Annotated in this window: 24 protein-coding genes; 11 read left to right on the plus strand and 13 right to left on the minus strand. The window is 74.0% G+C overall.

Annotation, left to right across the window (positions count from 1 at the left end; translation table 11 throughout):
* Window positions 1–11: 11 nt before the first annotated feature.
* Window positions 12–797: an IclR family transcriptional regulator C-terminal domain-containing protein gene (locus tag AB0C12_RS00840; protein WP_360542700.1), complete on the plus strand. Its 786-nt coding sequence runs from the start codon at window positions 12–14 to the stop codon at window positions 795–797.
* Between the two features lie 17 nt (window positions 798–814).
* Here AB0C12_RS00840 and AB0C12_RS00845 read toward each other — a convergent pair whose 3' ends face one another.
* From AB0C12_RS00845 to AB0C12_RS00865, 5 genes are all read right to left on the minus strand, one after another.
* Window positions 815–1,318: an AAA family ATPase gene (locus AB0C12_RS00845; protein WP_360542702.1), complete on the minus strand. Its 504-nt coding sequence runs from the start codon at window positions 1,316–1,318 to the stop codon at window positions 815–817.
* Window positions 1,319–1,349: 31 nt separating this feature from the next.
* Complete coding sequence (locus AB0C12_RS00850) at window positions 1,350–2,405, minus strand: diguanylate cyclase (protein WP_360542704.1); 1,056 nt, start codon at window positions 2,403–2,405, stop codon at window positions 1,350–1,352.
* 48 nt (window positions 2,406–2,453) lie between these two features.
* Entirely contained in the window at window positions 2,454–2,939 is a 486-nt protein-coding gene (locus tag AB0C12_RS00855) for a nucleoside 2-deoxyribosyltransferase domain-containing protein (protein WP_360542706.1), read from the minus strand.
* A 167-nt stretch (window positions 2,940–3,106) separates the two neighbouring features.
* On the minus strand, window positions 3,107–3,463 hold the full coding sequence (locus AB0C12_RS00860) for an STAS domain-containing protein (protein ID WP_360542708.1): 357 nt from the start codon (window positions 3,461–3,463) through the stop codon (window positions 3,107–3,109).
* Complete coding sequence (locus AB0C12_RS00865; RefSeq protein WP_360542710.1) at window positions 3,460–3,765, minus strand: STAS domain-containing protein; 306 nt, start codon at window positions 3,763–3,765, stop codon at window positions 3,460–3,462. Before AB0C12_RS00865 ends, AB0C12_RS00860 begins: the two co-directional genes overlap by 4 nt.
* Before the next feature lie 123 nt (window positions 3,766–3,888).
* Between AB0C12_RS00865 and AB0C12_RS00870 the strand changes: the two genes are divergently transcribed.
* Genes AB0C12_RS00870 through AB0C12_RS00885 form a run of 4 tightly spaced genes read left to right on the plus strand, consistent with a single transcriptional unit; the run spans window position 3,889 to window position 6,858 of the window.
* A complete protein-coding gene (locus tag AB0C12_RS00870) occupies window positions 3,889–4,566 on the plus strand; it encodes a response regulator transcription factor (protein WP_360542712.1) in 678 nt (225 codons plus the stop codon).
* Complete coding sequence (locus tag AB0C12_RS00875; RefSeq protein WP_360542714.1) at window positions 4,563–5,915, plus strand: HAMP domain-containing sensor histidine kinase; 1,353 nt, start codon at window positions 4,563–4,565, stop codon at window positions 5,913–5,915. Before AB0C12_RS00870 ends, AB0C12_RS00875 begins: the two co-directional genes overlap by 4 nt.
* Entirely contained in the window at window positions 5,912–6,466 is a 555-nt protein-coding gene (locus tag AB0C12_RS00880) for a GerMN domain-containing protein (RefSeq protein WP_360542716.1), read from the plus strand. Before AB0C12_RS00875 ends, AB0C12_RS00880 begins: the two co-directional genes overlap by 4 nt.
* An 11-nt stretch (window positions 6,467–6,477) precedes the next feature.
* Window positions 6,478–6,858: a 6-carboxytetrahydropterin synthase gene (locus tag AB0C12_RS00885; RefSeq protein ID WP_360542718.1), complete on the plus strand. Its 381-nt coding sequence runs from the start codon at window positions 6,478–6,480 to the stop codon at window positions 6,856–6,858.
* Here the strand turns inward: AB0C12_RS00885 and AB0C12_RS00890 are convergent.
* Window positions 6,843–8,249 (minus strand): PLP-dependent aminotransferase family protein, encoded by a 1,407-nt coding sequence (locus AB0C12_RS00890; protein WP_360542720.1) that lies wholly within the window; start codon window positions 8,247–8,249, stop codon window positions 6,843–6,845. The genes AB0C12_RS00885 and AB0C12_RS00890 overlap by 16 nt on opposite strands.
* A 50-nt stretch (window positions 8,250–8,299) precedes the next feature.
* On the opposite strand from AB0C12_RS00890, the gene AB0C12_RS00895 reads away from it, so the two are divergent.
* From AB0C12_RS00895 to AB0C12_RS00905, 3 genes are read left to right on the plus strand one after another with little or no spacing between them, the layout of a single operon-like run.
* Complete coding sequence (locus AB0C12_RS00895) at window positions 8,300–9,235, plus strand: DMT family transporter (protein ID WP_360542721.1); 936 nt, start codon at window positions 8,300–8,302, stop codon at window positions 9,233–9,235.
* On the plus strand, window positions 9,232–9,909 hold the full coding sequence (locus AB0C12_RS00900) for a phenylalanine--tRNA ligase beta subunit-related protein (RefSeq protein ID WP_360542723.1): 678 nt from the start codon (window positions 9,232–9,234) through the stop codon (window positions 9,907–9,909). Before AB0C12_RS00895 ends, AB0C12_RS00900 begins: the two co-directional genes overlap by 4 nt.
* A 37-nt stretch (window positions 9,910–9,946) precedes the next feature.
* The gene (locus AB0C12_RS00905; RefSeq protein ID WP_360542725.1) at window positions 9,947–11,227 is read left to right on the plus strand and encodes a hypothetical protein; all 1,281 of its coding nucleotides are present in this window, start codon (window positions 9,947–9,949) and stop codon (window positions 11,225–11,227) included.
* Between the two features lie 56 nt (window positions 11,228–11,283).
* Here the strand turns inward: AB0C12_RS00905 and fliQ are convergent, their stop codons facing one another.
* Both fliQ and add read right to left on the minus strand, forming a co-directional pair.
* Window positions 11,284–11,553, minus strand: coding sequence for a flagellar biosynthesis protein FliQ (gene fliQ, locus AB0C12_RS00910; protein ID WP_360542727.1), 270 nt, complete (start codon window positions 11,551–11,553; stop codon window positions 11,284–11,286).
* 68 nt (window positions 11,554–11,621) lie between these two features.
* The gene (gene add, locus AB0C12_RS00915) at window positions 11,622–12,587 is read right to left on the minus strand and encodes an adenosine deaminase (RefSeq protein ID WP_360542729.1); all 966 of its coding nucleotides are present in this window, start codon (window positions 12,585–12,587) and stop codon (window positions 11,622–11,624) included.
* Between the two features lie 159 nt (window positions 12,588–12,746).
* Between add and AB0C12_RS00920 the strand changes: the two genes are divergently transcribed.
* A complete protein-coding gene (locus tag AB0C12_RS00920) occupies window positions 12,747–13,730 on the plus strand; it encodes a SemiSWEET transporter (protein ID WP_360542731.1) in 984 nt (327 codons plus the stop codon).
* Between the two features lie 304 nt (window positions 13,731–14,034).
* Here AB0C12_RS00920 and AB0C12_RS00925 read toward each other — a convergent pair whose 3' ends face one another.
* Window positions 14,035–16,779, minus strand: a complete 2,745-nt coding sequence (locus AB0C12_RS00925) for a hypothetical protein (protein WP_360542733.1) — start codon at window positions 16,777–16,779, stop codon at window positions 14,035–14,037.
* Window positions 16,780–16,896: 117 nt separating this feature from the next.
* On the opposite strand from AB0C12_RS00925, the gene AB0C12_RS00930 reads away from it, so the two are divergent.
* Window positions 16,897–19,128, plus strand: coding sequence for an EAL domain-containing protein (locus AB0C12_RS00930; RefSeq protein ID WP_360542735.1), 2,232 nt, complete (start codon window positions 16,897–16,899; stop codon window positions 19,126–19,128).
* On the opposite strand, the gene AB0C12_RS00935 is transcribed toward AB0C12_RS00930, so the two are convergent.
* Genes AB0C12_RS00935 through AB0C12_RS00945 form a run of 3 tightly spaced genes read right to left on the minus strand, consistent with a single transcriptional unit; the run spans window position 19,109 to window position 21,781 of the window.
* Entirely contained in the window at window positions 19,109–19,699 is a 591-nt protein-coding gene (locus tag AB0C12_RS00935; protein WP_360542737.1) for a DUF305 domain-containing protein, read from the minus strand. The two genes, AB0C12_RS00930 and AB0C12_RS00935, sit on opposite strands and share 20 nt — an antisense overlap.
* A gap of 56 nt (window positions 19,700–19,755) precedes the next feature.
* Window positions 19,756–21,027, minus strand: a complete 1,272-nt coding sequence (locus AB0C12_RS00940; protein WP_360542739.1) for a primary-amine oxidase — start codon at window positions 21,025–21,027, stop codon at window positions 19,756–19,758.
* Between the two features lie 16 nt (window positions 21,028–21,043).
* Window positions 21,044–21,781, minus strand: coding sequence for a hypothetical protein (locus AB0C12_RS00945; protein WP_360542741.1), 738 nt, complete (start codon window positions 21,779–21,781; stop codon window positions 21,044–21,046).
* Window positions 21,782–21,954: 173 nt separating this feature from the next.
* Here AB0C12_RS00945 and AB0C12_RS00950 point away from each other — a divergent pair, with 173 nt between their 5' ends.
* On the plus strand, window positions 21,955–22,992 hold the full coding sequence (locus tag AB0C12_RS00950) for an LLM class flavin-dependent oxidoreductase (RefSeq protein WP_360542743.1): 1,038 nt from the start codon (window positions 21,955–21,957) through the stop codon (window positions 22,990–22,992).
* An 18-nt stretch (window positions 22,993–23,010) separates the two neighbouring features.
* Here the strand turns inward: AB0C12_RS00950 and AB0C12_RS00955 are convergent, their stop codons facing one another.
* Window positions 23,011–23,802 (minus strand): SAM-dependent methyltransferase, encoded by a 792-nt coding sequence (locus AB0C12_RS00955; protein WP_360544893.1) that lies wholly within the window; start codon window positions 23,800–23,802, stop codon window positions 23,011–23,013.
* Between the last annotated feature and the right edge of the window lie 13 nt (window positions 23,803–23,815).

Below are 23,815 nucleotides of genomic sequence, written 5' to 3' on the forward strand. Positions count from 1 at the left end.
TGGTCGCAGCGATGAGTGACGACGCGCGCGAGCCGCACTTCGTGCAGTCCCTGGAACGGGGGCTGGCCGTCATCCGGGCGTTCGACGCCCACCACCGGGAGCTCACGCTCAGCGAGGTGGCCCGGATCTGCGACCTCACCCGGGCCGCGGCCCGGCGCTTCCTGCTCACCCTGACCGACCTCGGCTACGTCCGCACCGACGGGCGGCTGTTCTCGCTGACGCCGCGGGTGCTGGAGCTGGGGTACGCGTTCCTGTCCAGCCTGTCCCTGCCCGACGTGGCCGAGCCGCACCTGGAGCAGCTCTCCGCCGAGGTGCACGAGTCGTCGTCGGTGTCGGTGCTCGACGGTGACGACGTGATCTACGTGGCCCGGGTGCCGACCCGGCGGATCATGACCGTGGCGATCAACGTGGGGACCCGGTTCCCGGCGTACGCGACCTCGATGGGCCGGGTGCTGATCGCGCACCTTCCCGCTGAGCAGGTCGAGGCCTATCTGTCCCGGGTACGGCTGGAACAGCTCACCGCGCGGACGGTCGGGTCGGTCGCGGAGCTGCGGAACGAGCTGGCGCGGGTCCGCGAGCAGGGTTACGCCATCGTGGACCAGGAGCTCGAGGAGGGGCTGCGCGCGATGGCCGCGCCCGTCGCCGACCGGTCCGGGGCGGTCACCGCCGCCGTCAACGTCTCGGTGCACGCCAGCCGTACCTCGGTGGCCGCGATGCGGGCCGAGCTGCTGCCGCCGCTGCTGGCCACCGCCGAACGCATCACGGCCGACCTGCGGGTCACGCGACCGGGGCGTTGACCGGCGGTATTGCGCGGTCAGGCTGCCAGGAAATCCTTGATCCGAGTTGCCGCGGCGGCTGCCGAGATATCAGTTACGTCGATCTTGACGGTGTCGAGCTCGCCGTACAACGGCAACCGGGCGAGGCTGCGCTCGATGACTGCCGGATCCCGCTTTCCCGCTGCGATGTCGCGGCTCAATCTTTCCGACAGAGCCGCTTCATCGCTGACGAGCGAAAAGGTGTGGATGGCGAAGCCGCCGTGATTCACCCTCGACAGGAGATTGTCCAGGATTCTCTGCTCGTGAAGCACCCAGCAGAAGATGACGTTGTCGAACTCCGAGCAGTCGAGGAACCCGGTGAGCAGGTGAGCGATATTGCTCTCCACCATCCGTACGGTCTCTTCCGTGACCACGAACGGATGCATGTCCCAACACCAGTCACCGTCGAGAAATACGTTCCGCGGAAGGCACTTCTGCAATTCGCGACACGTCGCGGTCTTGCCGACACCCATCGTGCCGCCGATGATGACCAGGTTCTTCACAGTCCTGGAGACGGCCCCGGCGTGGTCCTGACTACGCGACATGGGCACTGGCCCGGCGCTTCTCCCTGTACATCTCCGCGTCCGCGGCCGCCACCAGCCGGGAGAAGTCCTCACCGGCCCGGCCGATCGCATAGCCGACGCTGGCCCCGATGCGGTGCACGCCGGTGCTGCCGCAGATCGGCTCGCGGATCGCCTCGCGCAGCCGCTGGGCGGCCTCCGGCAGGGCCCGGCTCAGGTCGTCGCCGGTCAGCACCGCGACGAACTCGTCGCCGCCGGTGCGGGCCAGCACGTCGTCGGGGCGCAGGTGGTGCTGCAGGCGCTGGGCGACGATCCGCAGCACCTCGTCGCCGGCCTCGTGCCCGGCGTCGTCGTTGACCTTCTTGAAGCCGTCCAGGTCCACCACCAGCACCCCGACCTGCGGCGCACCCTTGGCCGGCAGGCTGTCGATGCTGGTCTTGAGCAGGGCCCGGTTGGCCAGCCCGGTGAGGCTGTCGTGGGTCGCCGCGTACTCCGCCTCGGCCTGGCTGCGCTCGAGCTGGGAGTGCAGCCGGGCGTGCTGGATGGCGATGGCGGCGTGCTCGGCGAAGAAGGCCAGGATCTCCTGCTGCTGGGCGTCCGGGCGGCGCCCGTCGTCGGGCAGGTCGACGCTGAGCACCCCCACCCATTCCCCGGACGGCGCCATCAGCGGCGCGAACAGGCAGTCCAGCGGGTGCCACAGCTCCGGGTCGTCGGTCGCCTCGATGTCCGGGACCCAGACGTAGAGCGACTCGGGCACGCCGTTGCGGTGGTCGACGAAGTACAGCGAGCCCCAGCGTTCGGCGCGGCGGAACAACTCCCGCCAGTTCTCCGCCGAACCGCGGGTGCCCAGCAGCTCCCGGCGCAGGTCGTCGCTGCCGGCCACGGCCACGGTGGTGTAGTCGCCGTTCTCCTCGGCCAGGTTGACGGCGGCGAGGCCGAAGCCGGACGCCTCGACGACCCCGCTCGCGACGGCGTCCAGGGTCTGGGTGAGGTCGAGGCTGGCGTGCACGCGCTTGGTCACCGCGTGCAGGGCCCGCAGGGCCTGCAGCTGCGGATCGGAGGCCGTCACCCGCGCTCCTTTCGCCACACCGTGATCAACCGACCGTAGTGCATCCGCCTACGCCTCGTGGACCCCGCTCATCGGCGACCGGCCGGCCGAGCTGAGCACTTCGGCCGCCCGTACCGTGGCGGCCAGCGTGTCGTGCACCCGCAGGCCGGGGCGGGCCAGGGCGAGCTGCATCTCGACGTCGTGCCGGCGCGGATACCCCGGGTCGGCCCCGACCGCCAGCGGGACCCCGCGGGTGACGTGCACGCCCAGCTCGTACAGGGTGATGGGCTGGACGCTGCCGCCCGGGGCGAACCAGAACAGCACCACGTCGGCCCGGTGCAGGTGGGCGTGCTCCCAGGTGATCTGCTCGGTGGCCGCCGCGGGGTCGGCGAGGTCGAAGGTGGCGCGGCGGGGATCGAGGACGGTCAGCCCGGGCGTGTCGCGCAGCAAAGCCACGGCCTGCGACTGCCAGTCGGGACAGTCCGTGATGCCGCCGGCCAGGAAGAGCGCCGGGCCGGGCCCGTCGTACCGCTGCGGCGCCTGCACGTATCGCACGGTTGCCACCGTAGCCGTCACACAACCGTCATGTGGCCGCGGGCGGACCGCCATGTGCGTGCCCGACCATGGGCCCGGATGACGCGGTCGCGTGGCCGCGCCGCTCGTGTGCCCCCGCGAGTGGCGGCGCCCGCGGCCGCGGCATCCCCTATCGGCGCCCGCGGCTGTCAGCGGGGGAACTCGGCACGCAGCCAGTCCAGGGCGGCCGGGCAGTCGTCGAAGATCGGGAACAGCCCGTCCACGTGCATCGTGTGCAGCACGGTGATGACGAACCGCGACGGACCGGCCAGGACCACGAGACCGTCCCGGCGCCGGGCCCGCCGGTGCGCGCGGACCAGCAGACCGAGCCCGACGTCGTCCAGGGTCGGCACCTCCGTCAGGTCCACGACCACGTGCGGATGCCGGTCGACAGCGTCGGTGAGGCTCTCCCGCAGCGTCGGCGCCACCGTGGCGTCCATCCCGGCCCGCACGTGCACGACCACGGCGTCCAGCCGTACGTCCAGCTCCACCTCGGGTGCGGTCATCGGGCCTCCTCGACCTCGAGCACGTGGTCCACCCGGGCCAGACCCAGCATCCGGCGGACCCGCGCGCCCGGGGCGCGCAGCGTCAGCCGGGCATCGGCGCGGATCAGCTCCCGGTGCACCTGCAGCAGCACCACGATGGCAGCCGCGTCTATGCGCGGGCTGTGCCGCAGGTCGACGATCAGCCGGGCCGGGCGCCCGGCCACGGCGTCCCGCAACCGGGACTGCCACCGGTCGACCGTCGCACCGGCCAGCGCCTCGGTGACGACCACGGTCGTCTCCTGCGTCGCGTGCTCACCGCTCACAGGTGCAAGGTTCGACCCGGTGTGTGGCGGGTGGTCCGCAGCCGTATGACGGTTGCGTGACAGTCCGGTCGCGTCCGCCCGCGCTCTTTGGCGGCACGCGGCCGGGCGGGGATGATGCAAGGCATGTCAGCAGTGCTGGTGATCGAGGACGACGACCGGATCCGGCTGTCGCTGGTGCTGGCGCTGGAGGACGAGGGCTACGAGGCCACCGGCGCCCCGACCGCCGAGGAGGGCATCGCCGCGCAACGCCGCAAGCCCGCCGACACCGTGCTGGTCGATCTCATGCTGCCCGGCATCGACGGCTTCGAGTGCATCCGGACCCTGCGCCGGGCCCACGACGTGCCGATCGTGGTGATCAGCGCCCGCGACGACACCCACGACATCGTGGCCGCGCTGGAGGCCGGCGCCGACGACTACCTGGTCAAACCGGTCGCGGTGAAGGAGCTGACGGCCCGGCTGCGGGCACTGCGCCGCCGGGCCCGGGCCGGGGCCGGCGACGAGGTCCCGGTGCTGCGCTTCGGCGACCTGGAGATCTCCCCCGAGGCCGGTGAGGTCCGGCTGGCCGGCACCCCGGTCGCCGTCACCCGTACGGAGTTCCAGCTGCTGTGCGAGCTGGCCGAGCATCCGGGCCGGGTGTTGTCGCGCCACCAGCTGCTGCAGCGCGTCTGGGGCTACGACGGTGGTGACGAGCGGCTGGTGGATGTGCACGTCGGCCGGCTGCGGCAGAAGATCGAGGACGGCGAGGGCGCCCCGCGGCACCTGGTGACCGTCCGCGGCCTGGGCTACAAGCTGCAGCGATGAGGCGCGCCGGGCTGCGGGCACGGGTGGTCGCCGGTTTCGCCGCGGGCGCGCTGGCCCTGTCGGCGACGATGGCCCTGGCGTCGTACCAGGTGGCCCGGCAGTCGCTGATCAAGGAACGGGAGCGCACCGCCGTGCGGGCCGCGTACGACGACGCCGCCGCGGTCCGGGCCGGCCTGGGTGCCACCACCCGCCCGGACGTCGCGGCCGTGCTCCGCGTGCTGGACACCGGCGAGAGCCGCCGGGCGCTGCTGCAACGCCGGGGCGAGTGGTACGCCCTCAAGGCCGACGAGGGCAGCACCGGCGCGATCCCGGTGGCCCTGCAGCGGCAGGCGGCCGCGGGCACCGCCTCGGTGCAGCGGGTCCGCACCGGCGGGCACGCCAGCATCGTCGTGGCGGTGCCGCTCGCCCCCGGCGACGTCTTCTACGAGGTCGACTCGCTGCGCGAGCTGGAGCACACCCTGAGCGTGCTGACGGTCGTGCTGACCCTGGTCGCGATGGGCACGGCGGTGCTGGGCGCCGGCCTCGGCTGGTACGCGAGCCGGTACGTCCTGCGCCCGCTGCGCCGGGTGGCCGACGCCGCCCAGGAGATCGCCGGCGGCGCCTCGAAGTACCGGCTGGACCCGGCGGCCGAACCCGACCTGGCCCGGCTCACCACGTCGTTCAACCACATGGTCGACGAGCTGTCGGCCCGGCTGGAACGCGACCGCCGGTTCGCCGCCGACGTCAGCCACGAGCTGCGGTCCCCGCTGCAGACCCTCGCCGCGGCGGCGAGCGTGCTGGAGCGCCGCCGCGAGCACCTCGACGAACGCACCGCCACGGCCGCGGGCCTGGTCACCCAGGAGATCGCGCACTTCCAGCAGCTGGTCAACGACCTGCTGGAGCTGTCCCGCAGTGACCGGCCGGCCGCCCGCACCACCACGGACGTGGCGGATCTGGCCCGGCAGGTGTGCCGGGAACGCCGGTTGCCGGCGACGATCGTGGCGGCCGACGGCGAGTCCCGGTGGAGCGTGGACCGGCGCCGGGTCGGGCAGCTGCTCGGCAACCTGCTGGACAACGCCCGCGCGTACGGCGGTGGCCCGGTCGCGGTGAGCCTGCGCCTGGACGGTGACGTGGGCCGGATCGACGTCGACGACGAGGGGCCGGGGGTCAGCCCGGAGGACAAGCCGCTGATCTTCGACCGGTTCGTCCGGGGCCGGTCCGCGGGCGCCCGGGCCGACTCGGGTGGCGCGGGCCTGGGTCTGGCCCTGGTCGCCCAGCACGCGGCCGCGCACGGCGGGACGGCCGCGGTGCTGGACCGGCCCGGCGGCGGCGCCCGCTTCCGGGTCGACCTGCCGGGGTGCCGGCCATGAGACGCGGCCGGATCCTGGGGACGCTGACGCTGATCGTGCTGGCCGTGGCCGGGTGCGGGGTGCCGCTGGACGCCGAGCCGCGCAGCCTGGACGCACCGGGCCGGGTGGACCGGTCCGGCAGCCCGGCGGCGCAGGTGGCCGGCTCGACGGTGCTGCGGCTCTACCTGATCCGGGACGGCCGGCTCGTCCGGGTGCCGCGCCGGGTGCCCGCGCCGCTGACCCCGGCCCAGCAGCTCGACGCCCTACTGGCCGGCCCGACCGCGGAGGAGAGCGAGGACGGCCTGTCCAGCGCGCTGACCACGACGACCGTGACGAGAGTCGACCTGGCCGGCCGGCGCGCCACCGTCACCCTGGGCGACCGCGCCGGGCCGGGGGTACGCAGCGACGAGGTGCTCGCGTTCGGGCAGATCGTCTGCACGCTGACCAGCCTGCCGGACGTGGGCACGGTGTCCTTCCTGGCCGGCGGCGCGCCGCTGTGGGTGCCGCGCTCGGACGGTTCGCTGGCCGACACCCCGCTGACCATCGCCGACTACAGCAGCCTGCTCGACTGACGGCGCCGGCGATGGCTTACGAGGTGGAGGTCGAGCGGGCGTTCCGGGCCCGGCAGGGCCTGCCGTCGCCGGTGCGGCACCGCCGTGGGCTGACTCCGCTCGAAGCGGGCGCCGACATCGAGGTGGTGCTGCGGGCCGCCGTGGCCTTCGACGACGCCCAGCTCACCGAACGCGGCTGGTTCTTCGACACCGACGAGCTGGCCGAACGGCTCGACGGCTGGGCGCAGGTGCTCGGTACCGGCGTGTGGACGGCACACTTCGCCTTCCGGCCCACATTCGAGCTGGTCGCCCGGCACGTGTTCGACGAGCTGGCCGCTGTGGTCCCGCAGCTGGCCCGGGTCGAGCTGGAGGACCGGACCTTCGGCAGCCGTACCCGTTATCGGGCGCGCTGAGCGCCCAGCACGCGTCCCATCCGGCGGGCCGCCTCCAGCAGGCGGTCCGGGGGCAGGGCGGCGTAGCCCAGCACCAGACCCGGCGGCCCGTCGAGCAGCCGGTGCCAGGAGAGCGGGTGGACGCGCACGCCGTCCTGCTCGAGCCGGCGCGCCAGCTCGGTGTCGTCGGCCGGCCCGGGCAGGGTGATGAGCAGGTGCAGCCCGGCGGCGACGCCTTCGACGCGCGCGTGGGGCACGTGCTCGCGCAGGCCGTGCAGCAGGGCGTCGCGGCGGCGGACCTGCCGGCGGCGGACCGTGCGCAGATGCCGTTCGTAGTCGCCGCCGGCCAGCAGGTGGGCGAAGATCAGCTGGGGCAGCGCCGGGTTGCCCAGGTCGCTGGCGTGCTTGGCGGTGACCAGGTCCGCGTGCCGCGCGCGCGGCGCGATCAGCCAGCCCAGGCGCATGCCCGGGGCCAGGGATTTGGAGACGCTGCCGGTGTAGGCGACCCGGTCGGGCGCCGAAGCCTGCAGCGCGGCGACCGGCGCCCGGTCGTAGCGGTGCTCGGCGTCGTAGTCGTCCTCGATGATCAGACCGGGCCGGGCCAGCAGGGCGCGGCGCCGGGCCGGGCTCAGCACCACCCCGGTCGGGAACTGGTGGGCCGGGGTGAGCAGCACGGTCTCCAGCCCGGTGGCGGCGAGCCGGTCGACCCGCAGCCCTTCGTCGTCGACCGGGACGGGCACCGGGCGCAGCCCCCAGTGGGCCAGCTCGTCGCGGGTGCCCCGGGAGCCGGGGTCCTCGACCGCCACCTCGGTGCCGCCGCGGCTCCGCAGGGTCTGGGCCAGCAGCGCGAGGGCCTGGGCGACGCCGCTGACGACGATGAGGTCGTCCGGGCCGGTCTGCACGCCGCGGGTCCGCGCCAGCCAGCCGGCCAGCTCGCCGCGCAGCCGCGGATTGCCGCGCGGGTCGCCGTAGCCGAGGTCGGCGTTGGTCGCGGTCGCGAGCACGGCCCGCTCGGCGCGCAGCCAGGCCGCCCGGGGAAAGGCCGACAGATCCGGTACGCCGGGAGAGAGGTCCAGGTCGACGCCGGGTGAGGGCGGCAGCGGCAGCCGCATCGCGGACGGCTCCCGGGGCCGGCTCTGCGTCTGGGGCTGGGCCGCCAGCCCGGTCACCACGGTCCCGGCCCCGGTGCGCCCGCTGAGCAGTCCCTCGTCGGTCAGCCGCTGGTACGCCTCCACGACGACCCCGCGGGACAGCCCGAGATCACCGGCCAGCGCCCTGGTCGCCGGTAGCCGGGCCCCGGCGGCCAGCCGACCTTCGCTGATCGCGGCGCGCAGCGCGTCGACCAGCCATGCGGTGACGCCCTTGGCCGGCGCCGCGCCCGGATGCAGCTCCAGGAAGTCGATTTGGTCCACTCCTCGAACCGAAGATTGGTCCTTCCTGCTGGACCATACTCGCGTCGAGCATGGTTCGTGTGTCCCGTTTCCTGCCCCTCGCCGCCGGGTCCGCGGCCATGTCCTGCGTCGGCGGCAGCGTCGCGGTCTCCGCCGAGATCGCCGACGCCCCGCTGTTCACCATCCAGGCCCTGCGGTACGCGCTGGCCTGCCTGCTGCTGCTCGGCTTCGCCGCGTCGAGCCGCCGGCGGCCGGTCCGCCCGCGCGGCACCGAATGGCTCTGGCTGGCCGGCATCGCCGCGACCGGCCTGGTCATCTTCAACGTGGCGCTGGTCCAGGGTGCCCGGCACGCCGAACCCGCCGTACTGGGCGTCGCCGTCGCGTGCGTACCGGTGCTGCTCGCCGCGATCGGCCCGCTGCTGGAGGGACGCGGCCCGGCGCCGGCGGTCCTGGCCGGCGCGGTCGTGGTGACCGTCGGCGCCGGGCTCGTGCAGGGCATGGGACGCACCGACGGGACCGGGCTGCTCTGGGCGGTGGTCGCGTTCGCCTGCGAGGCGGCGTTCACCCTGCTCGCGGTGCCGGTCCTGGGCCGGCACGGCCCGGTCGGGGTGTCCGTGCACGCCACCTGGCTGGCGGCGGTGATGCTGGCGGTGCTGGGCGTGCTGCACGAGGGCCCGGCCGCGGCGCTCCGGCTGACCGCGAGCGATCTGGCCGCCGGGGCGTATCTGGCGGTCGCGGTGACCGCGGTGGCGTTCGTCCTCTGGTACGCCTGCGTGTCGCGGCTCGGCGCCGGGCGGGCCGGGCTGCTCACCGGCATCGCCCCGATCGCCGCCGCCCTGGCCGGGATGGCCCTGGGCGGACCGGCGCCCCGCCCGCTGGTCTGGGCCGGCATCGCCGTCGTGGCCCTGGGTCTGGCGATCGGCCTGCGCACCACCGGTGAGGGAAGTCCTGACCGGCCGCTCACGGGTCGCCGGCCGGTGCCCGCACTCATCGGGGAGATCGCATGAGGTTCCAGCATCACGACGACATCTGGCGGAAGTTCCCGGCTCTGGCTGCGGGCGCTCTGCTGGTGCCGGCTGTACCCACCCCCGCGCACGCCGCCGAGGTGGTCGCGCGACAGCTCGCGGTCGCACGCGAGCGGCTCGCGGCCGGTCCTGAAGGTCAGTTCCCGGAGATCCAGGCGTGGCGGCGTGCGTTCACCGCGCTGGGCGTCAGAGCCACCCAGTACCGCTGCGCCTCCGAATCGCTGCTGCGCCGGCTGCGGCGCGATGGTGACCTGCCCGCCGTGCATCCGCTGGTCGACGTGGGCAACGCGATGTCCGCGGCCTTCGCGATCCCGGTCGCCGCGCTGGACGTGGCCCGGATCGACGGCGACCTGGAGGTGCGCCACGCCACCGGGGACGAGACCTACCTGACCTTCGGCGGCGAGAAGGAGCACCCGATGCCCGGCGAGGTGACGTTCGCCGACACCGCCGGCAACGCCCACGCCCGGCGCTGGACCAACCGGCAGAGCGGGCTCTCCGCCGTCACCGCGGACACCACGAGCGCGCTCATCGTGGCCGAGGCTCTGCACGAGGGAGCGGCCGCCGACATCGCTCGCCTGACCGCCGCACTGGCCCAAGCCCTGGGGGCGGAACGGGTGTCCGTTCTCACCCGGGACGCGCCCGGATTCACGATATAGTCACCCACGTCGATGCCCTCTGGTGAAGGCAGGTCCGATGCGTCTGGTCACCGTGATCGCAGTCAGCGCGGCGCTCCTGGCCGTTCCCCAGGCCGCCACGGCCGCTCGCCCCGCGGAGTGTTACGACCGCGCAGCCCCCGTCACCTACGAGGAGGGCCGGATCGAGACCCCGGCCCTGCCCGGTGGGACGCGGGTGCCTTACGAGCTGGTCGAGGCGGGTGGTTTCACGCCGTACGCGCGGGCTCTGACGGGCTCGCTGTGCCGGACGCGGTCGGTCGCCGACGCGCAGCGGGTGCTGCGGCGTGAGGGCGATCGGCTGTGGCGCACGGCGGTGCTGCGGGCGCAGGGCAAGGTGCGGATGGGCACGATTGACCGGTACGACGACCGTCCGCTGTACTGGACCCGGCTGATGGGCACGCGTGACCTGCGGCAGTGGCAGCCCGCGTTCCCGCTCACCGACGCCCAGCGCGCCGGCCTGCTGCGGACCTACGAGTACGCGGCCCGCGGCGTCTCCTCCACCGACTTCGCGCGCGGGGTGCGGCGGGTGCTGGTCAGCGGGTTCGACCCGTACCAGCTGAACGGGGAGATCCGCCGGTCGAACCCGTCCGGGGCGTCGGCACTCCAGCTCGACGGCCTGCGCTTCACCGTGGCCGGCCACCGGGTGCAGGTGCAGGCCGTGGCGCTGCCCGTGACGTGGAGCGGCTTCGACGCCGGCATCGTCGAGGACACCTTCGGGCCGCACCTGACCGCCCGGTCCCGGCAGCGCGCCGACCTGATCATGACCATCAGCCAGGGCAACCGCGGCCTGATGAACATCGAGCAGTGGGCCGGCGCCTGGCGCGGCGGCTCGCCGGACAACAACAACGAGGGCGTGGCCGAGCCGGTGCCGCCGGCGCCCCGCTGGCCGCAGCCGCAGCCCCAGCCGGAGTTCATCGAGACGACGCTGCCCTGGGCGGCGATGGTCGCGGCCGGGACCGGCCCGTGGCCGACGGCGCTGAACCCCCGGCTGTGCGAGTGGCCGGCGGGCACCCGCCCCGACCCGGCCGCGGTGCGGTGTCACAACAACGGCCCGACCCCCGGGTCGCAGGCCCAGTCCGGTGGCGGCGGCAACTACCTGTCCAACGAAAGCATGTACAGGTCCAACCGCCTGCGGCTGGCCCTGGGCGCGACCGACGTCCCGGGCGGGCACCTGCACATCTCGGCGCTGGTCTACCCGGCCGACCCGCTGGTGATCATCGACGAGACCTTCGCCGCCGACCGGGCAGCGACCGTCGATCAGACCGTGGAGCTGGTGAAGGCAGCGGCCTCGGCCGTGTGACCAGGACAAACGAAAAGGGCCGCCCGATGGGCGGCCCTTTTTCGATGCTCGCGAGGTCAGCCGATCAGCGTCGGGATCTTCTCGAACAGCTGGGTCGTGAAGGTGACCATCTCGTGCAACATCCAGTTCCCCGAGAACAGGATCGCCGCACCCACGCCCACCGCCTTCGGCACGAACGACAGCGTCGCCTCCTGGATCTGGGTCACCGACTGGAACAACGAGATCGCAAACCCGATCAGCAGCGCCGTCAACAACACCGGCGCGCACATCTTCGCGGCGATGGTCATGGCCTGCAGCCCCAGCTCAACGATCTGCGTGTCCGTCATGCCATCCCCTTCGGGCTTCCACCCGAGCCGGGGAGCGCAGAACGGGCGCGCCACGGTTGCCGTTCGGTTCAGGGGCCCGGAAAGCTCAAGTCGGCGAAAGCGGCCGTCGCGGACTGCCGGGCGACCAGGCTCAGTTGCTCGTCGGTGAGCCCCGTGGCGTAACGGGCCAGGGCGTGCTCCTGGGACAGAGTCACGTCACTGACGCGCGGGTTGTCGGTGTTGAGGGTGACCCCGACCCCCGCCGCCAGCAGCGTGTGGATCTGGTGGTCGCGGTAGCCCGGCGCCGCCCCGGTCTGGGTGTTGCTGGTCAGCGCCACTTCCAGCGTCACCCCGGCCCGGGCCAGGTCCTCCAGCAGGCGCGGATCCTCGGCGGCGCGTACGCCATGGCCGATCCGTTCGGCGCCGAGGTCCTCGACCGCCGCCCGGACGCTCTCCGGGCCCGCCGCCTCCCCCGCGTGCACCGTGACGGGCAGGCCCGCGTCGCGGACCCGGGCGAACGCCGGGGCGAACAGCGCGGCCGCGTAGCCGGCCTCGTTGCCGGCCAGGTCGACCCCGCACCACACGTCCCGCCGGGTGAGGAACGTGGACAGCTGTTCCAGGGCGCGTTCCGGCCCGAGGTCACGCAGGATCGTCGCGATCAGGCCGACCGGCAGCCCGGTGCCGCGGCCGGCGGCCGCGACACCGTCGGCGACCGCGTCGATCACCGCGGCCGGCGCGAGGCCGGTCTGCTGCTGGATGAAGTACGGGCTGAAGCGCAGCTCCACGTAGTCGAGGCCGTCGTTGAAGGCGTCCTCGACGGCCTCCCGCCCGGCCCGCCGCCAGTCGTCGAGCGTACGGAAGACCCCGATCTGGTCGTCGACCTTGGCCAGGTATGGCAACAGCCCACCCAGCGGCCCGTCCGCGACCAGCAGATCCCGCGGCCGGGGGTGCGCCGCCAGCGGATGGCCGTCACGGCGGGCCACGTCCAGGAACGTGCTGAGGCGGATCGAGCCCTCCAGGTGCCGGTGCAGGTCGATCAGTGGGCGCGTCGCCATATCGCTCGGTCCCTCCGGAACTTGGGTGCGAAACGGTGGTTTCCCGCCGTGTCGCCTCTCACGGATGGATCTTGTCAGCCGGTCGGGCGGCGACGCCGATGGGGCACAGGTGGCCGGGACGCTCCGGCCGCCCTCTGTCCCGACGACCGGATTTGGATCATGCACTCCATCGCTCTGCTCGGCTGGTTCGGCGCCGCTCTGTCCATCACTCTCCCCTGGCCCCAGGTCTGGCGTTCCGTCGCCCGCGGCCGCACCAAGGGACTCTCCTCGACCGCCTGCTGGCAAAGCACGGCGATGCCGGTCGGCTGGATCACCTACGGCCTGCTGACCGGGGAGACCGTCCAGGTCGTGACCAACACCGTGACCGGGGTGGCCGGGCTCGCCGTGCTGGTGACGGTGCTGCGGAAGCAGAGCGAACTGCGTACCGGCCGCAAGCTGCTGGTCAGCGCGGCCGGCGCGGCCGGCGTCCTCACGGCAGCGGCGGGCAGCGCGATCGCCGGCCGGCTGACCGACATCGGCAGCCCCCGCGCCGCGGCGTTCCTGGGCGCGGTGCTGGCCGGCACGGCGATCCTCGGCGCGATCCCCCAGCCGCTGTCGCTGCTGCGCGACCGCAACCAGGACCTGGCCGGGCTGTCCCCGCTGCGCTGGTGGCTCGCGGCCTTCGCGTGCGGCTCCTGGTGCACGTACGGCCTCGCCACCGGCCAGCCGGCCGTCTGGCTGTCCGCGCTGGTGGGCCTGGCCAGCGCCTTGATCGTGTGCTGGGTCCTGGTCACCGACCGCCGCTCCCGCGCCGCGGTCGCCACAGTCGCCGCCCCCGCGGTCGCCGCCTCCGCGGTCGCCGTCCCCACGATCGCCGCCCCCGCGGTCGCCGCCCCCGCGACCGTCGCTGTTGCCGTTCGGACCGCGCGCAGCTCCGTCCGGGTTGTCCGCCCGGCTCGGGCCGCCGCGCCGGCCCTCTGCCCGACCAGGGCGACCGGTTCGACGGCTGCCGCCCGGGTTGTCCGTCCGGCTTCCGCCGCGGCTCGCCCGGTCTACGGCGCCACACGAGCGGCACGGCCCCGGCCGGCGCGCGGCGTGGCCACCGTGCCCCACCCGTCCGAGGCGGCGACGATGATCATGGCCAGGGAGTTCGCCCCGGCCTGACGCCGACCGGCGCGGCGCGGCTCCCGGCCCAGCCATCCCGAGACCGCGGTCCGGGAGCTCGCCCCGGCCTGACGCCGACCGGCGCGCGCGGCTCCCGGCCCAGCCCTCCCGAGACCGCGGTCCGGGAGCTCGCCCCGGCCTGAGCCCAATTGGCGCGTGGCAAGGCTTCCGAGCCCGACCGAAACCAAAATCCCGGTCCAGGACCACGCCCCGCCTGAGCCCGACCAGCGCGTGGCAGGGCTTCCGAGCCGGACCGAGACCGCGGGTCCAGGAGCTCGCCCCGGCCTGAGGCCGGGCCGGAGCGTCAGCGGGTGGCCCGTCCCCACAGCGCGGGCCAGTCACCGCCGCCGAGCCAAGAAGACGGCACCAGCGCACCGTGCGCGACGATCCGGGCCCAGAACCCCTCCGGCTCGGCACCCAGCTCGACCGCGTCCGGCCAGGCCGCCTGCCAGTCCTCGTCGTTCAGCGAGGACTGCGGGTAACCCGGCACCCGCACCCGCCGCCGACCTGTCACCGCGGTGACCGCCCCCGCCGCGCCCAGGCCACCCCACGACGTCACCGTCAGCACGCCCGCGCGCAGCAGCTGCCGCGGCGGCCGTACCGCCATGGCCTGCGCCAGCTCGGGTGCGTCCGCCCGCAGCAGGTGCCCGAGTGCCGCGCGCAGCCGGATCGCCACCAGTTCCGCGTTGCGGGCCGGGGCGACCCGCGTCAGCCGGGCCACCCGGCGCATAGTCCGCGGGATCGGCACATCCGCACCCAGCGGCGCGAGCTTGTCCCGCACCGACGCCGGCATGCCCGCCACCGCTTCCGTCAGCGGCCGGTGCCCGCTCGCCTCCCACAGCTCGGCGATCGGCACGTCGGTGAGCAGGCGCCGGCAGCCGCGGATCAGCGTCGCCGGGCTGCTGCGCCGCAGGGCCACCAGCGCTGCCGGCCCCGGCTCGGCGCCGATCAGAGCGGCGAGCAGCGGGGACGGCCGCAGGGCGGCCTCGGCCAGCTCCCCGAGGCGGTCCCCGACCTCGGCGGTCAGCCGGGCCGCCGGGGCCGGTCGCCGCGCCCGCCGCACCGGTACGGGCACCAGCGGCTCGACCCCCGCGTCCGGCTCCTCCCCGGCGGGCGGCGGCAGCGACGCGACCCAGTCCGAGGTCCGCCGCCGCAGGTCCTCATCGGGTGGTTCGTTGAAGCGGGCCTTGATCTCGCCGGTCCGCCAGCCCCGGCCGGTGAGCCGGACCTCGACGTTGGCGACGATCCGCTCGTCGGGCCCGCGCAGGGCCACCAGGACCTGCCGGCCCACCGCAGCGCCGTCGGCGTACGGAGGTCCGGCGATGCAGTTGCCCATGTAGCCGGCCCAGTGCGCGAGCTGCCGCCCGGAGCGCGCCACCTCGATCCGGAGGTCGGTGCCCGGCAGCAGCGTGCCGTCGGCGGCCTCGGCCGGCCCCGGGACGGCGAACCGGCCCGGCTGAGCCTCCGCGGCGGCGACCCCGGCGAGCAGGCCACCGACGAGTTCCGCCCACGTGCGCGGGCGCGGCGCCACGGATCCGCCGAGCTCGGCGAGCTGAGCGGTGCCGGCCGCGGCCGCTGCGACGGCGTCGAGGCGGGGCATCAGCGGGTCGTCCGGCGGGTCGGTCTCCGGGTCCGCGTACGGGCCGAACTCGTCGGTGGTGAGCTCGGCGGCCGCGGTCCCACGCAGCCGGGCCAGGGAGTCGGCGAGTTCGGCGTACCAGAAGAGGTTGCCGACCGTCTCCGTGGCCGCCGTCAGTTCGCCGGTGGCGTGTTCCCAGCCGGGCCGGCGTTCCGGGGAGAAGTAGCCGACCTGCGCACGCCACGGGCCGAGCCCGGCGGCCGCCCACGTCTGCCGGGCCGGGCGGGCTCTCTCGTCCTCGTGGAACCGGCCCTGGACGACATAGGCGCGGGCGTTCTCCAGGGCCAGCATGCCGTAGTCGCGGGCCAGGGAGAGCCGGTCGCGCACGTACCGGGTCTGTCTCGGGCTCAGCGGCCCGCCCGCCGGCAGGCGCTGCAGGTCCCGCAGGTAGCAGACGGGCCGCGACGGGTACGCGCACAGGCCGGGCACCGGCCGGCCGGCGTCGGTGGCCTCCCGCTTGGTGAGGGTGGCGACCGCCGCCGTGATCTCCGCGCTGTGCCGTCGCAGCGCCTCCGCGCAGCCGGCGTCGACCGCCGTCGTCGCCAGCCGGGCCAGCACCGTCGCGGCCAGGGCATCGCTGAGCACCCACGCCGTACGGGCCGTCCACACCTCGGGCGGGGGCTCCCAGAGCGCGGCCTGGACCAGAGTCGGCTCGGCGCCGAACCGGCGGCGCAGCCGCCGCAGAATCTCGTCGTGCTCGAACCGCTCGGCCCGGGTCCGCAGATCCTCGTAGCCCGCCGGCTGACGCTGGCTGTCGAGCAGCCGCTCGCGGCGCTGCCGGGCCCGCCCGGCCGCGCAGACCTGCTCCCACAGGTCGGTCAGCAGCCGCAGCCGCCGCGCCGCGGACAGCGGGCCGAGGACGCGGCCCAGGTGTGAGCCGACGACCGAGGGCAGGCCCGACGGGAACGGGTCGACCCCCTGTGGCGCCCGCAGCGCGAGCAGCCGGACGAGCTGCTCGGGCCCCAGCAGGTCGGCGGCGGCCACGGCGTACCGCAGCACCGGCCACCGGCCGGCGGTGATCGCCTCGAGGGCGGCCGCCCCCAGCGGCTTGGTCGCGTCCGGGCCGAAGAGCGCGACCAGCAACGCGGCCGGTGGGCCCAGCCGGCCGGCGAAGCCGGGTACGGCCAGCGCGGCCAGCACCGCGTCCCGGCGGTCCCCGGCACCACCGTCGATCCGCGCCGACCGGTGTCCGGCCCCCAGGTCGACGTCCGCGCCGGCCGCGACCGCACCGCCCGCGGCGACCAGCTCCCCCAGCCGGGCCAGGACATCGGCCGCCACTTCGGCGCTCGTCGCCGGACCCACCGCGACCGGCGTGCCGGGTGCGGGCCGGGCAGCATCGCCGACCGGGCCGGCCGCGAGCACGCGGTGACCCGGTTTCGGCCTGATACCGCCCGAGAGGGTGACTCCCACCCGATCATGATGACCCCCGCGTCCACCGGAATACGCCGCCGGCGCCGGCCGATCACTCATGCCCGCCCGCGGGCCGCCGATCAGGATCCAGACGGTTGACGAGACAGGAGTTCGACTATGCGCGGTTGGCTGCCGACCGGCGGCGGCTTGCGTGACGAGGACTGGGCTCGTCGCCATCGGCTGCTGACCATGCTGCTCGCCTCGACCGTGCCCGGCCTGACCGTGTTCGGCGCGGCGCGGGGCGGGCTGGACGCGGACTGGCTGGTGACCGTGCTGCTGGTCCTGCCCTGTGTCGTCGGCGCGGTGCTGCTGCCGGCGCGCCGGTTGCCGTCGATCGCGGTCGCGGCCGGCTTCACCGTCGCCTGTGCCGGTTTCGTCGCCATGTCCGACGGGCTCACCGAGTCGCACTTCAGCTTCTTCGTCGCCGTGGCCGCGCTGGCGTTGTATCGCGACTGGGCGCCGTTCGGCGCCTTCCTGGTCAGCACCACTCTGCACCACGCCGTCTTCGGCACGCTCGTCAGCGAGCACACGTACGACCACCGCAGCGCCGAGTTGCACCCGTTCACCTGGGCGCTGCTGCACGGGCTCGCGGTGCTGCTGGCGGCCGCGTTCCAGGTGGTCGCCTGGCGCCTGACCGAGGCCGAGGAGCGGCGCGCCGAGGACAACCTGGCCGAGAGCCGGGCACAGCTCAGCGTCGCGTTCGACGAGACGCCCGTCCCGATGGCGATGCTGGCGCCCGACGGGCGGTTGCTGCGCACCAACTCCGCGTACCGGTCCTGGCTGGGGTTGCCGGCGGAGCTGCCCCCGGGTTTCGGGGTGGCGGACCTGCCGATGACCGCGGTGGATCCCGCCGAGGCCGGGGTCTTCGAGGCGCTGACGCAGGCGACGGATCCGGTGACCTTCACGACGGCGTACCGGCGGCACGACGACGGGTCGATCATGCACGTGGAGGTGCACAGCAACGGGCTGCGCGATCGCAACGGCAAGCTGCGGCTGGTCTTCGTGCACTGCATGGACGTCACCCGGCAGCAGGAGCACGAGGCCGCGCTGCGCCGCCAGGTACGCCAGGACTCGCTGACCGGGCTGCTGTCCCGGGCCGCTTTCGAGGTCGACCTGTTCGCCATGCTGAGCGCCGACGCCGCCCCCGCCTCGGTGCTCTACCTCGACGTGGACCGCTTCAAGACGATCAACGACGGGTCCGGGCACTCCGCCGGCGACGACGTGTTGCGCGCCCTGGCCGACCGGGTGACCCGGACCGTGCCGGCCGGTTCCCTGGTGGCCCGGCTCGGCGGTGACGAGTTCGTGGTGGCGCTGCCCGGTCCGCAGGAGACCGGCGTACGCGTGGGTCGGGCCGTGCTGGCCGCGCTGGCCGAGCCGCTCCCGGTCGCCGGTGCCCAGCTGCAGATCGCGCTCAGCATCGGCCTGGCCGTCGCGCACGGGCCGCGCCAGGCCGAGCAGGCAGTCCTCGCCGCCGACACCGCGATGTACGCGGCCAAGCGCGCCGGCGGCAACCGCCTCGAACTGTTCAACGACGACATGCGGGTCGCGGTGCAGCAGCGCATCACCGCCGAGTCCCGGCTGCGGCAGGCCCTGGACGGCCGGCGCGAGGCGACCCTGCCGGTGTGGTTCCAGCCCATCGTGTCGCCCGCCACCGGCCTGATCGTCGGCGCCGAGGCCCTGGTGCGGATGTGGACCATGGAGGGTGAGCTGCTCGCGCCCGGGCACTTCATCGCCGCCGCCGAGGAGACCGGGCTGGTCGTCCCGCTCGGCGAGCACGTGCTGGCTCAGGCCCTGCGCCACCTGCACCGGTGGCGCGACGAGCTGGGCTACGTGTCGGTCAACGTGAGCCCGCGGCAGCTGTCCGAGCCCGGCTTCGTGCCGATGCTGGCCGGCCTGCTGGCGGCGAGCGGCCTGGACGACCCGGCGCGGCTGGTCCTGGAGATCACCGAGACGGCCCTGCTGTCCAACTCCGTGGACCTGCAGGACCGGCTGCACGCGCTCAAGGCGCTGGGCGTACGGATCGCCCTGGACGACTTCGGCACCGGCTACAGCTCACTGACCTGGCTGCAGTCCGTGCCCGCGGACATCGTCAAGCTGGACCGCTCGTTCGTCGCCGGACTGGCCGGCGACCCGCGCAAGGCGTCGATCATCTCGGCCGTGCTGTGGCTGGCCCGGTCGCTGGGCATGTCCGTGGTCGCCGAGGGCGTGGAGGACATCGCGGACTGGGACGCGCTGCGCACGGCTGACTGCCCGGCGATCCAGGGCTACTACTTCAGCCGGCCGCTCACGCCGGACGACATGCACACCATGCTGGTGCGGCCCCGCGAGCTCAGCCTGGAGGCGGCGTGACGAGCAGGGCCCGCATGGCGTCGTTCTCGGCGGTCTGCTCATTGATGATGTGGGTGGCCAGCGTACGGATGTAGGCGTTGGCGCCGTCCTCCAACGCCGAGCGGGCCATGGTGATCGCACCGGTGTGATGGGCGATCATCTGCTGGAGGAAGAGCCGGGACGCCTCGGCCGGCACCGCGTCGCGTACCTGGTCGAGCTGGGCGTCGCTGAGCATGCCGTGCGTCGCGGCGTCGCCACCGCCGTGCAGCTGCCGCACCACCGGATCGGCCGGGTCCACCGCCGGCCGTCCCCAGGCCACCAGCCAGGCGTTCGTCTCGTCGATCTCGCGTTGCTGGTCGTGGGCGATGAAGCCGGCGACGTGCCGGATCCGCTCGCTCACCCCGGGCTCGGCGGCGACGACGCGGCTGAGCTGCACCGCCTGGGCGTGGTGGACGACCATCATCTGGGCGAAGAGCAGGTCGACGCCGTTCGGCGCGGCGACGGACGCCGAGGGTGCCGCCACGGGCGCGGATCGGGGCCCGCACCCGGCGACGGCCAGGACGAGGACCAGGACAAGGCTGCGGACGCGCATCGGTCTCCTCATCGGCAGGCCGGCCCCGGGCGGCACCCGGGACCGGCGCGGTCAGGTCAGTTCTGGCCGTTGACGCCGCTGAGGGCGGGCGGGGCGAGCCGGTTGATCTCGGTGAAGTCGCGCGGGACGAGGTCGAAACCCTGCCAGTGCAACGGCATCGGGCTCTGGTCCTCGTCGCGCGGTACGTGGTGGAAGCCGACCCGCACCCACATGATCGGATCCGCGAGCGTCTCGGGGCGCAGCGCGTAGTCCACGATGCCCCGCCGGCCGGGGCACTGCGGGTCGGCGTTGCCGGTCGCGTACCGCTCGCAGGCGTGGAACTGGGTGAACGTCACGTCCGGGACCGTCTCCGGATGCGCCTCGTAGACGTCGTTCGCGCCGGTGACCAGCTCGTACGAGCGGTTGTGCCCGTCGGCGTTCTTCGCGCCGGGGCTGACCACCCGCCACCAGCGGCGGTTGACCTTGGTGAAGCTGCCCTCCTTGGCGATGGTCTTGTGCACGGTGGCGATCTTGGCGGACACGGTGCCCGGGCCGGTCACCTTGGAGTCGTACTGCTCGACCTGCTCCTTGCCGCCGCCGGCGATGTCGAAGTCCACCCGCCAGAACGCGCTGTGGTAGTGGTTGGTCGCGTACGCCTGCTTGCCCTTACCGATCGGCCAGCCCTTGTCGGGGGTGGTGAAGTCGATCGGCGACAGGTCACCGGTGGCGCCGAGGCGGGCGGAGATCTGACCGTCGTCGTGCAGGCGGTACTCGGTGACGTACTCGTACCAGCCGACCCGGCTCAGGGCCCGCAGGACCAGGTCGTGGCCCTGCTTCGCGTACGGTTTGCCGGGCGTCTCGTCGTTGGCCAGGTGGTACGCGAGCCCGGAAGCCTCCGCACCCACGCACAGCACCTTGCGCCGCTGCGGCTCGGCACCACCGTCGGAGCCGACCCGCGCCGAACCGCCCTTGCAGTCGTCACCGGCCAGCGTCTGCAGGTACTCGCCGCCGAAGCCGAACTCGGTGATGTCGTTGTACTCGGTCTCGCCGGAGTCGTACGGGACGTTGAGCTGGGCCAGGGTCAGCGACTTGAGGATCCGCACCGGCTGCGGATGGCGCGCCGACGCGATCGAGACGTTCTCCAGCACGAGCCCGCTCTTGGCGTGCATCCGCCAGCAGAGCTGCCAGGTGGTGCCGTTCGGCAGGGTTTCCTTGACCGTGGTGGACGCCGCGCACTGCTGGGGTGCCGGGGCCTGGGCGGCGGCCGGGCCGGCCCCCGTACCGGTGATGCCGGCGGTCGCGAGCAGGGCGGCCGCCGCGGCCGCGCCCATGGTCCGCTTGATCTTCATCTGTGCGCTGTCCCCGTCACTTCAGCCGGGCGACCGTGCGCCCGGAGAGGTCGATGATGATGTCGTCGAGGTCGATGAACGGCCCGTCGGCAGCCTGGACCACCAGCCGCAGGCAGCGGTGGGCGCCGCAGCGGCGGACCGCGGCGGGATCGGCCGGGCGGGCCTGGTGGACGTGCGCGGTGACGACGACGTCCTGCTTGCCGGTCCAGGTGCGGCCGGTGGCCTGGGCGTAGCGGTCGCGCACGTCCTTCGCGTACGGGCCGGCCAGGACCAGGTCGAGCGCCGTGGCGACCTCGCGGTCGGCGGCCGGCTGTTGCATGCCGGTGGCCGTGTACGAGCCGGTCAGCTTGCCCGTGCCGAGGTCGACGACCTGCTTGACGAGCTTGTCGGTGCCGTAGTCGTAGAAGTAGAGCTCGGCGCGGCGCACGGAGCTGTCGGCGGACAGTTCGGCGGACAGGTACTCCGGCCCGGCGGCGCCCGTGACGTCCTTCGCGGCGGCCAGTTGCGGCGTCAGCGCGGCCGTACGGGCCTTGGCGAGCTCGCCGGTCGTCAGGGCGTCGCTGCCCGTGCCGGCGGCCGGCTCGGCCACCGGGCTCGGATCCGAGACCCGCGGCTGCTCGGCCGCCGCCCCCGGCGTGGTCCCCGGCGTCGGCGCCGCGTTCGCCTGCCAGCCGGCCACCCCGAACGCGGCCACCGCCGTCACCGTCGAGATGCCCAGCCCCCAGGCCCATCTCCGCACTGTGGTCGATCTCAAGTCGCCACTCCTCCCCCTCGATGCGTGCGGGCTGAGCCTGGGCGAGGCACCGTGAGGCGGAGGTGAGGTTTGCCCCTCGGTGCCCAATTCCCGACACGAACGATCTCCTCGGGCGGATCGGTATCAGCCGAGGCTCACGCGGCGCGCCGGCGGCGGTGAGGCATGATCGGCACATGCTGCCCGTGGAGTTCGGACTGGACACGTTCGGCGACGTCACCGTCGGCCCGGACGGCGAACCGCTGCCGTATGCGCAGGTCATCCGCAACGTCGTCGAGCAGGCGGTGCTGGCCGACGAGGTCGGGGTGGACGCGTTCGGGCTCGGCGAACACCACCGCGACGACTTCGCGGTGTCGGCGCCGGAGATCGTGCTGGCCGCCATCGCCGGCCGCACCCGGCGGATCCGCCTCGGCACCGCGGTGACGGTGCTCAGCTCCGACGACCCGGTGCGGGTCTACGAACGCTTCGCCACCCTCGACGCGGTGTCGAACGGCCGGGCCGAGATCACCCTGGGCCGCGGCTCGTTCACCGAGTCGTTCCCGCTGTTCGGCTACGACCTGAACGACTACGACCGGCTCTTCGCCGAGAAGGTCGACCTGATGGCCGAACTGCTCCGCGAGGAGCCGGTGACCTGGGCCGGCACGGTCCGCCCGCCGCTGGACGGCCAGCCGGTCTACCCGAAGACAGCGGCCGGGCGGATCCCCACCTGGGTCGGCGTCGGCGGCAGCCCGGAATCGGTGGTCCGCGCGGCCCGGTACGGTTTCCCGCTGGTCCTGGCCATCATCGGTGGCGACCCGGCCCGCTTCGCGCCGTACGTGGAGCTGTACCACCGGGCCCTGGACCAGTACGAACGCCGGCCGCTGCCGATCGCGGTGCACGCGCCGGGCTTCGTCGCGGCCACCGACGAGGAGGCGGTCGAGACGCTGTGGCCGCACGCCCGGGCGTCGATCACCCGAATCGGGGCTGAGCGGGGGTGGCCGCCGCTGACCCGCGAACGCTTCGAGGCGGACATCGCCGAGGGGGCCTGGCACGTCGGTTCACCGGAGACGGTGGCTCGCAAGATCGCCCGGACGGTGGGGGTGCTGGAGGTGCAGCGGTTCGACCTGAAGTACTCGGCCGGGACACTGCCGCACGAGGACATGATGACGGCGATCCACCTCTACGGCACCGAGGTCATACCGCGGGTGCGCGAGCTGCTGGAGAACGAGGTCTGAGCCGCGCGCCCCGCCCGCTCAGGGCTTGTGGCCGATCGCGGCGACCACCGCCATGTCGCCCGGATCGCCGTCGCCCTGCGGGCCGGCCGGCCATTCGTGCACCCAGACCAGCCCGGGCGGCACCAGCACCGTGTCGCCGAAGAACCGCATGATCTGCGACCGGCTGCGGCCGGTCGCCGTCGACACGTCCGTCCGCCGGTACAGGTCGGCGACCCCGTCCAGGGCCGAGTCCGCCGCCGTCTCCGAGACACCGTGCGAGATCGCCACATACGACCCCGGCGGCAGGCTGGCGAGCAGCCGCTCGACCGCGGAATAGGCGTCGTCGTCGGGCACGAAGTGCAGCATCGCGACCAGCAGCAGCCCGATCGGCTGCTCCAGGTCGAGCAGCCGGCGCACGCTCGCGTGGCCGAGGATCGCCTCGGGGAAACGCATGTCGGCCTGCACCGCGGTGGCGAACCGGTTGTCGCGCAGAATCTCGCCGGCGTGCGCGACCGCCACCGGGTCGATGTCGATGTAGACCACCCGGGCGTCGTCGACCCGGCGCTGGGCTATCTCGTGCACGTTGCCGACTGTCGGGATGCCGCTGCCGATGTCGAGGAACTGCCGCACGCCCGCGTCGAGCATGAACTGCACGGCCCGGTTGAGGAACGCGCGGTTGGCCCGGGCCATCTCGCCCGCCGCGGGGATCATCGCCAGCAGCCGCTTGGCCGCCTCACGGTCGGCGGCGAAGTTGTGGCTGCCGCCGAGCAGGGCGTCGTAGATCCGGGCACTGCTGGGCCGGCTGGCATAGTCCGCGTCCGGGTTTCCCATGCCGAGGAACCCT

The sequence above is a fragment of the Actinoplanes sp. NPDC048967 genome, assembly GCF_040649415.1.
In the GTDB taxonomy this organism is placed as follows: Bacteria; Actinomycetota; Actinomycetes; order Mycobacteriales; family Micromonosporaceae; genus Actinoplanes.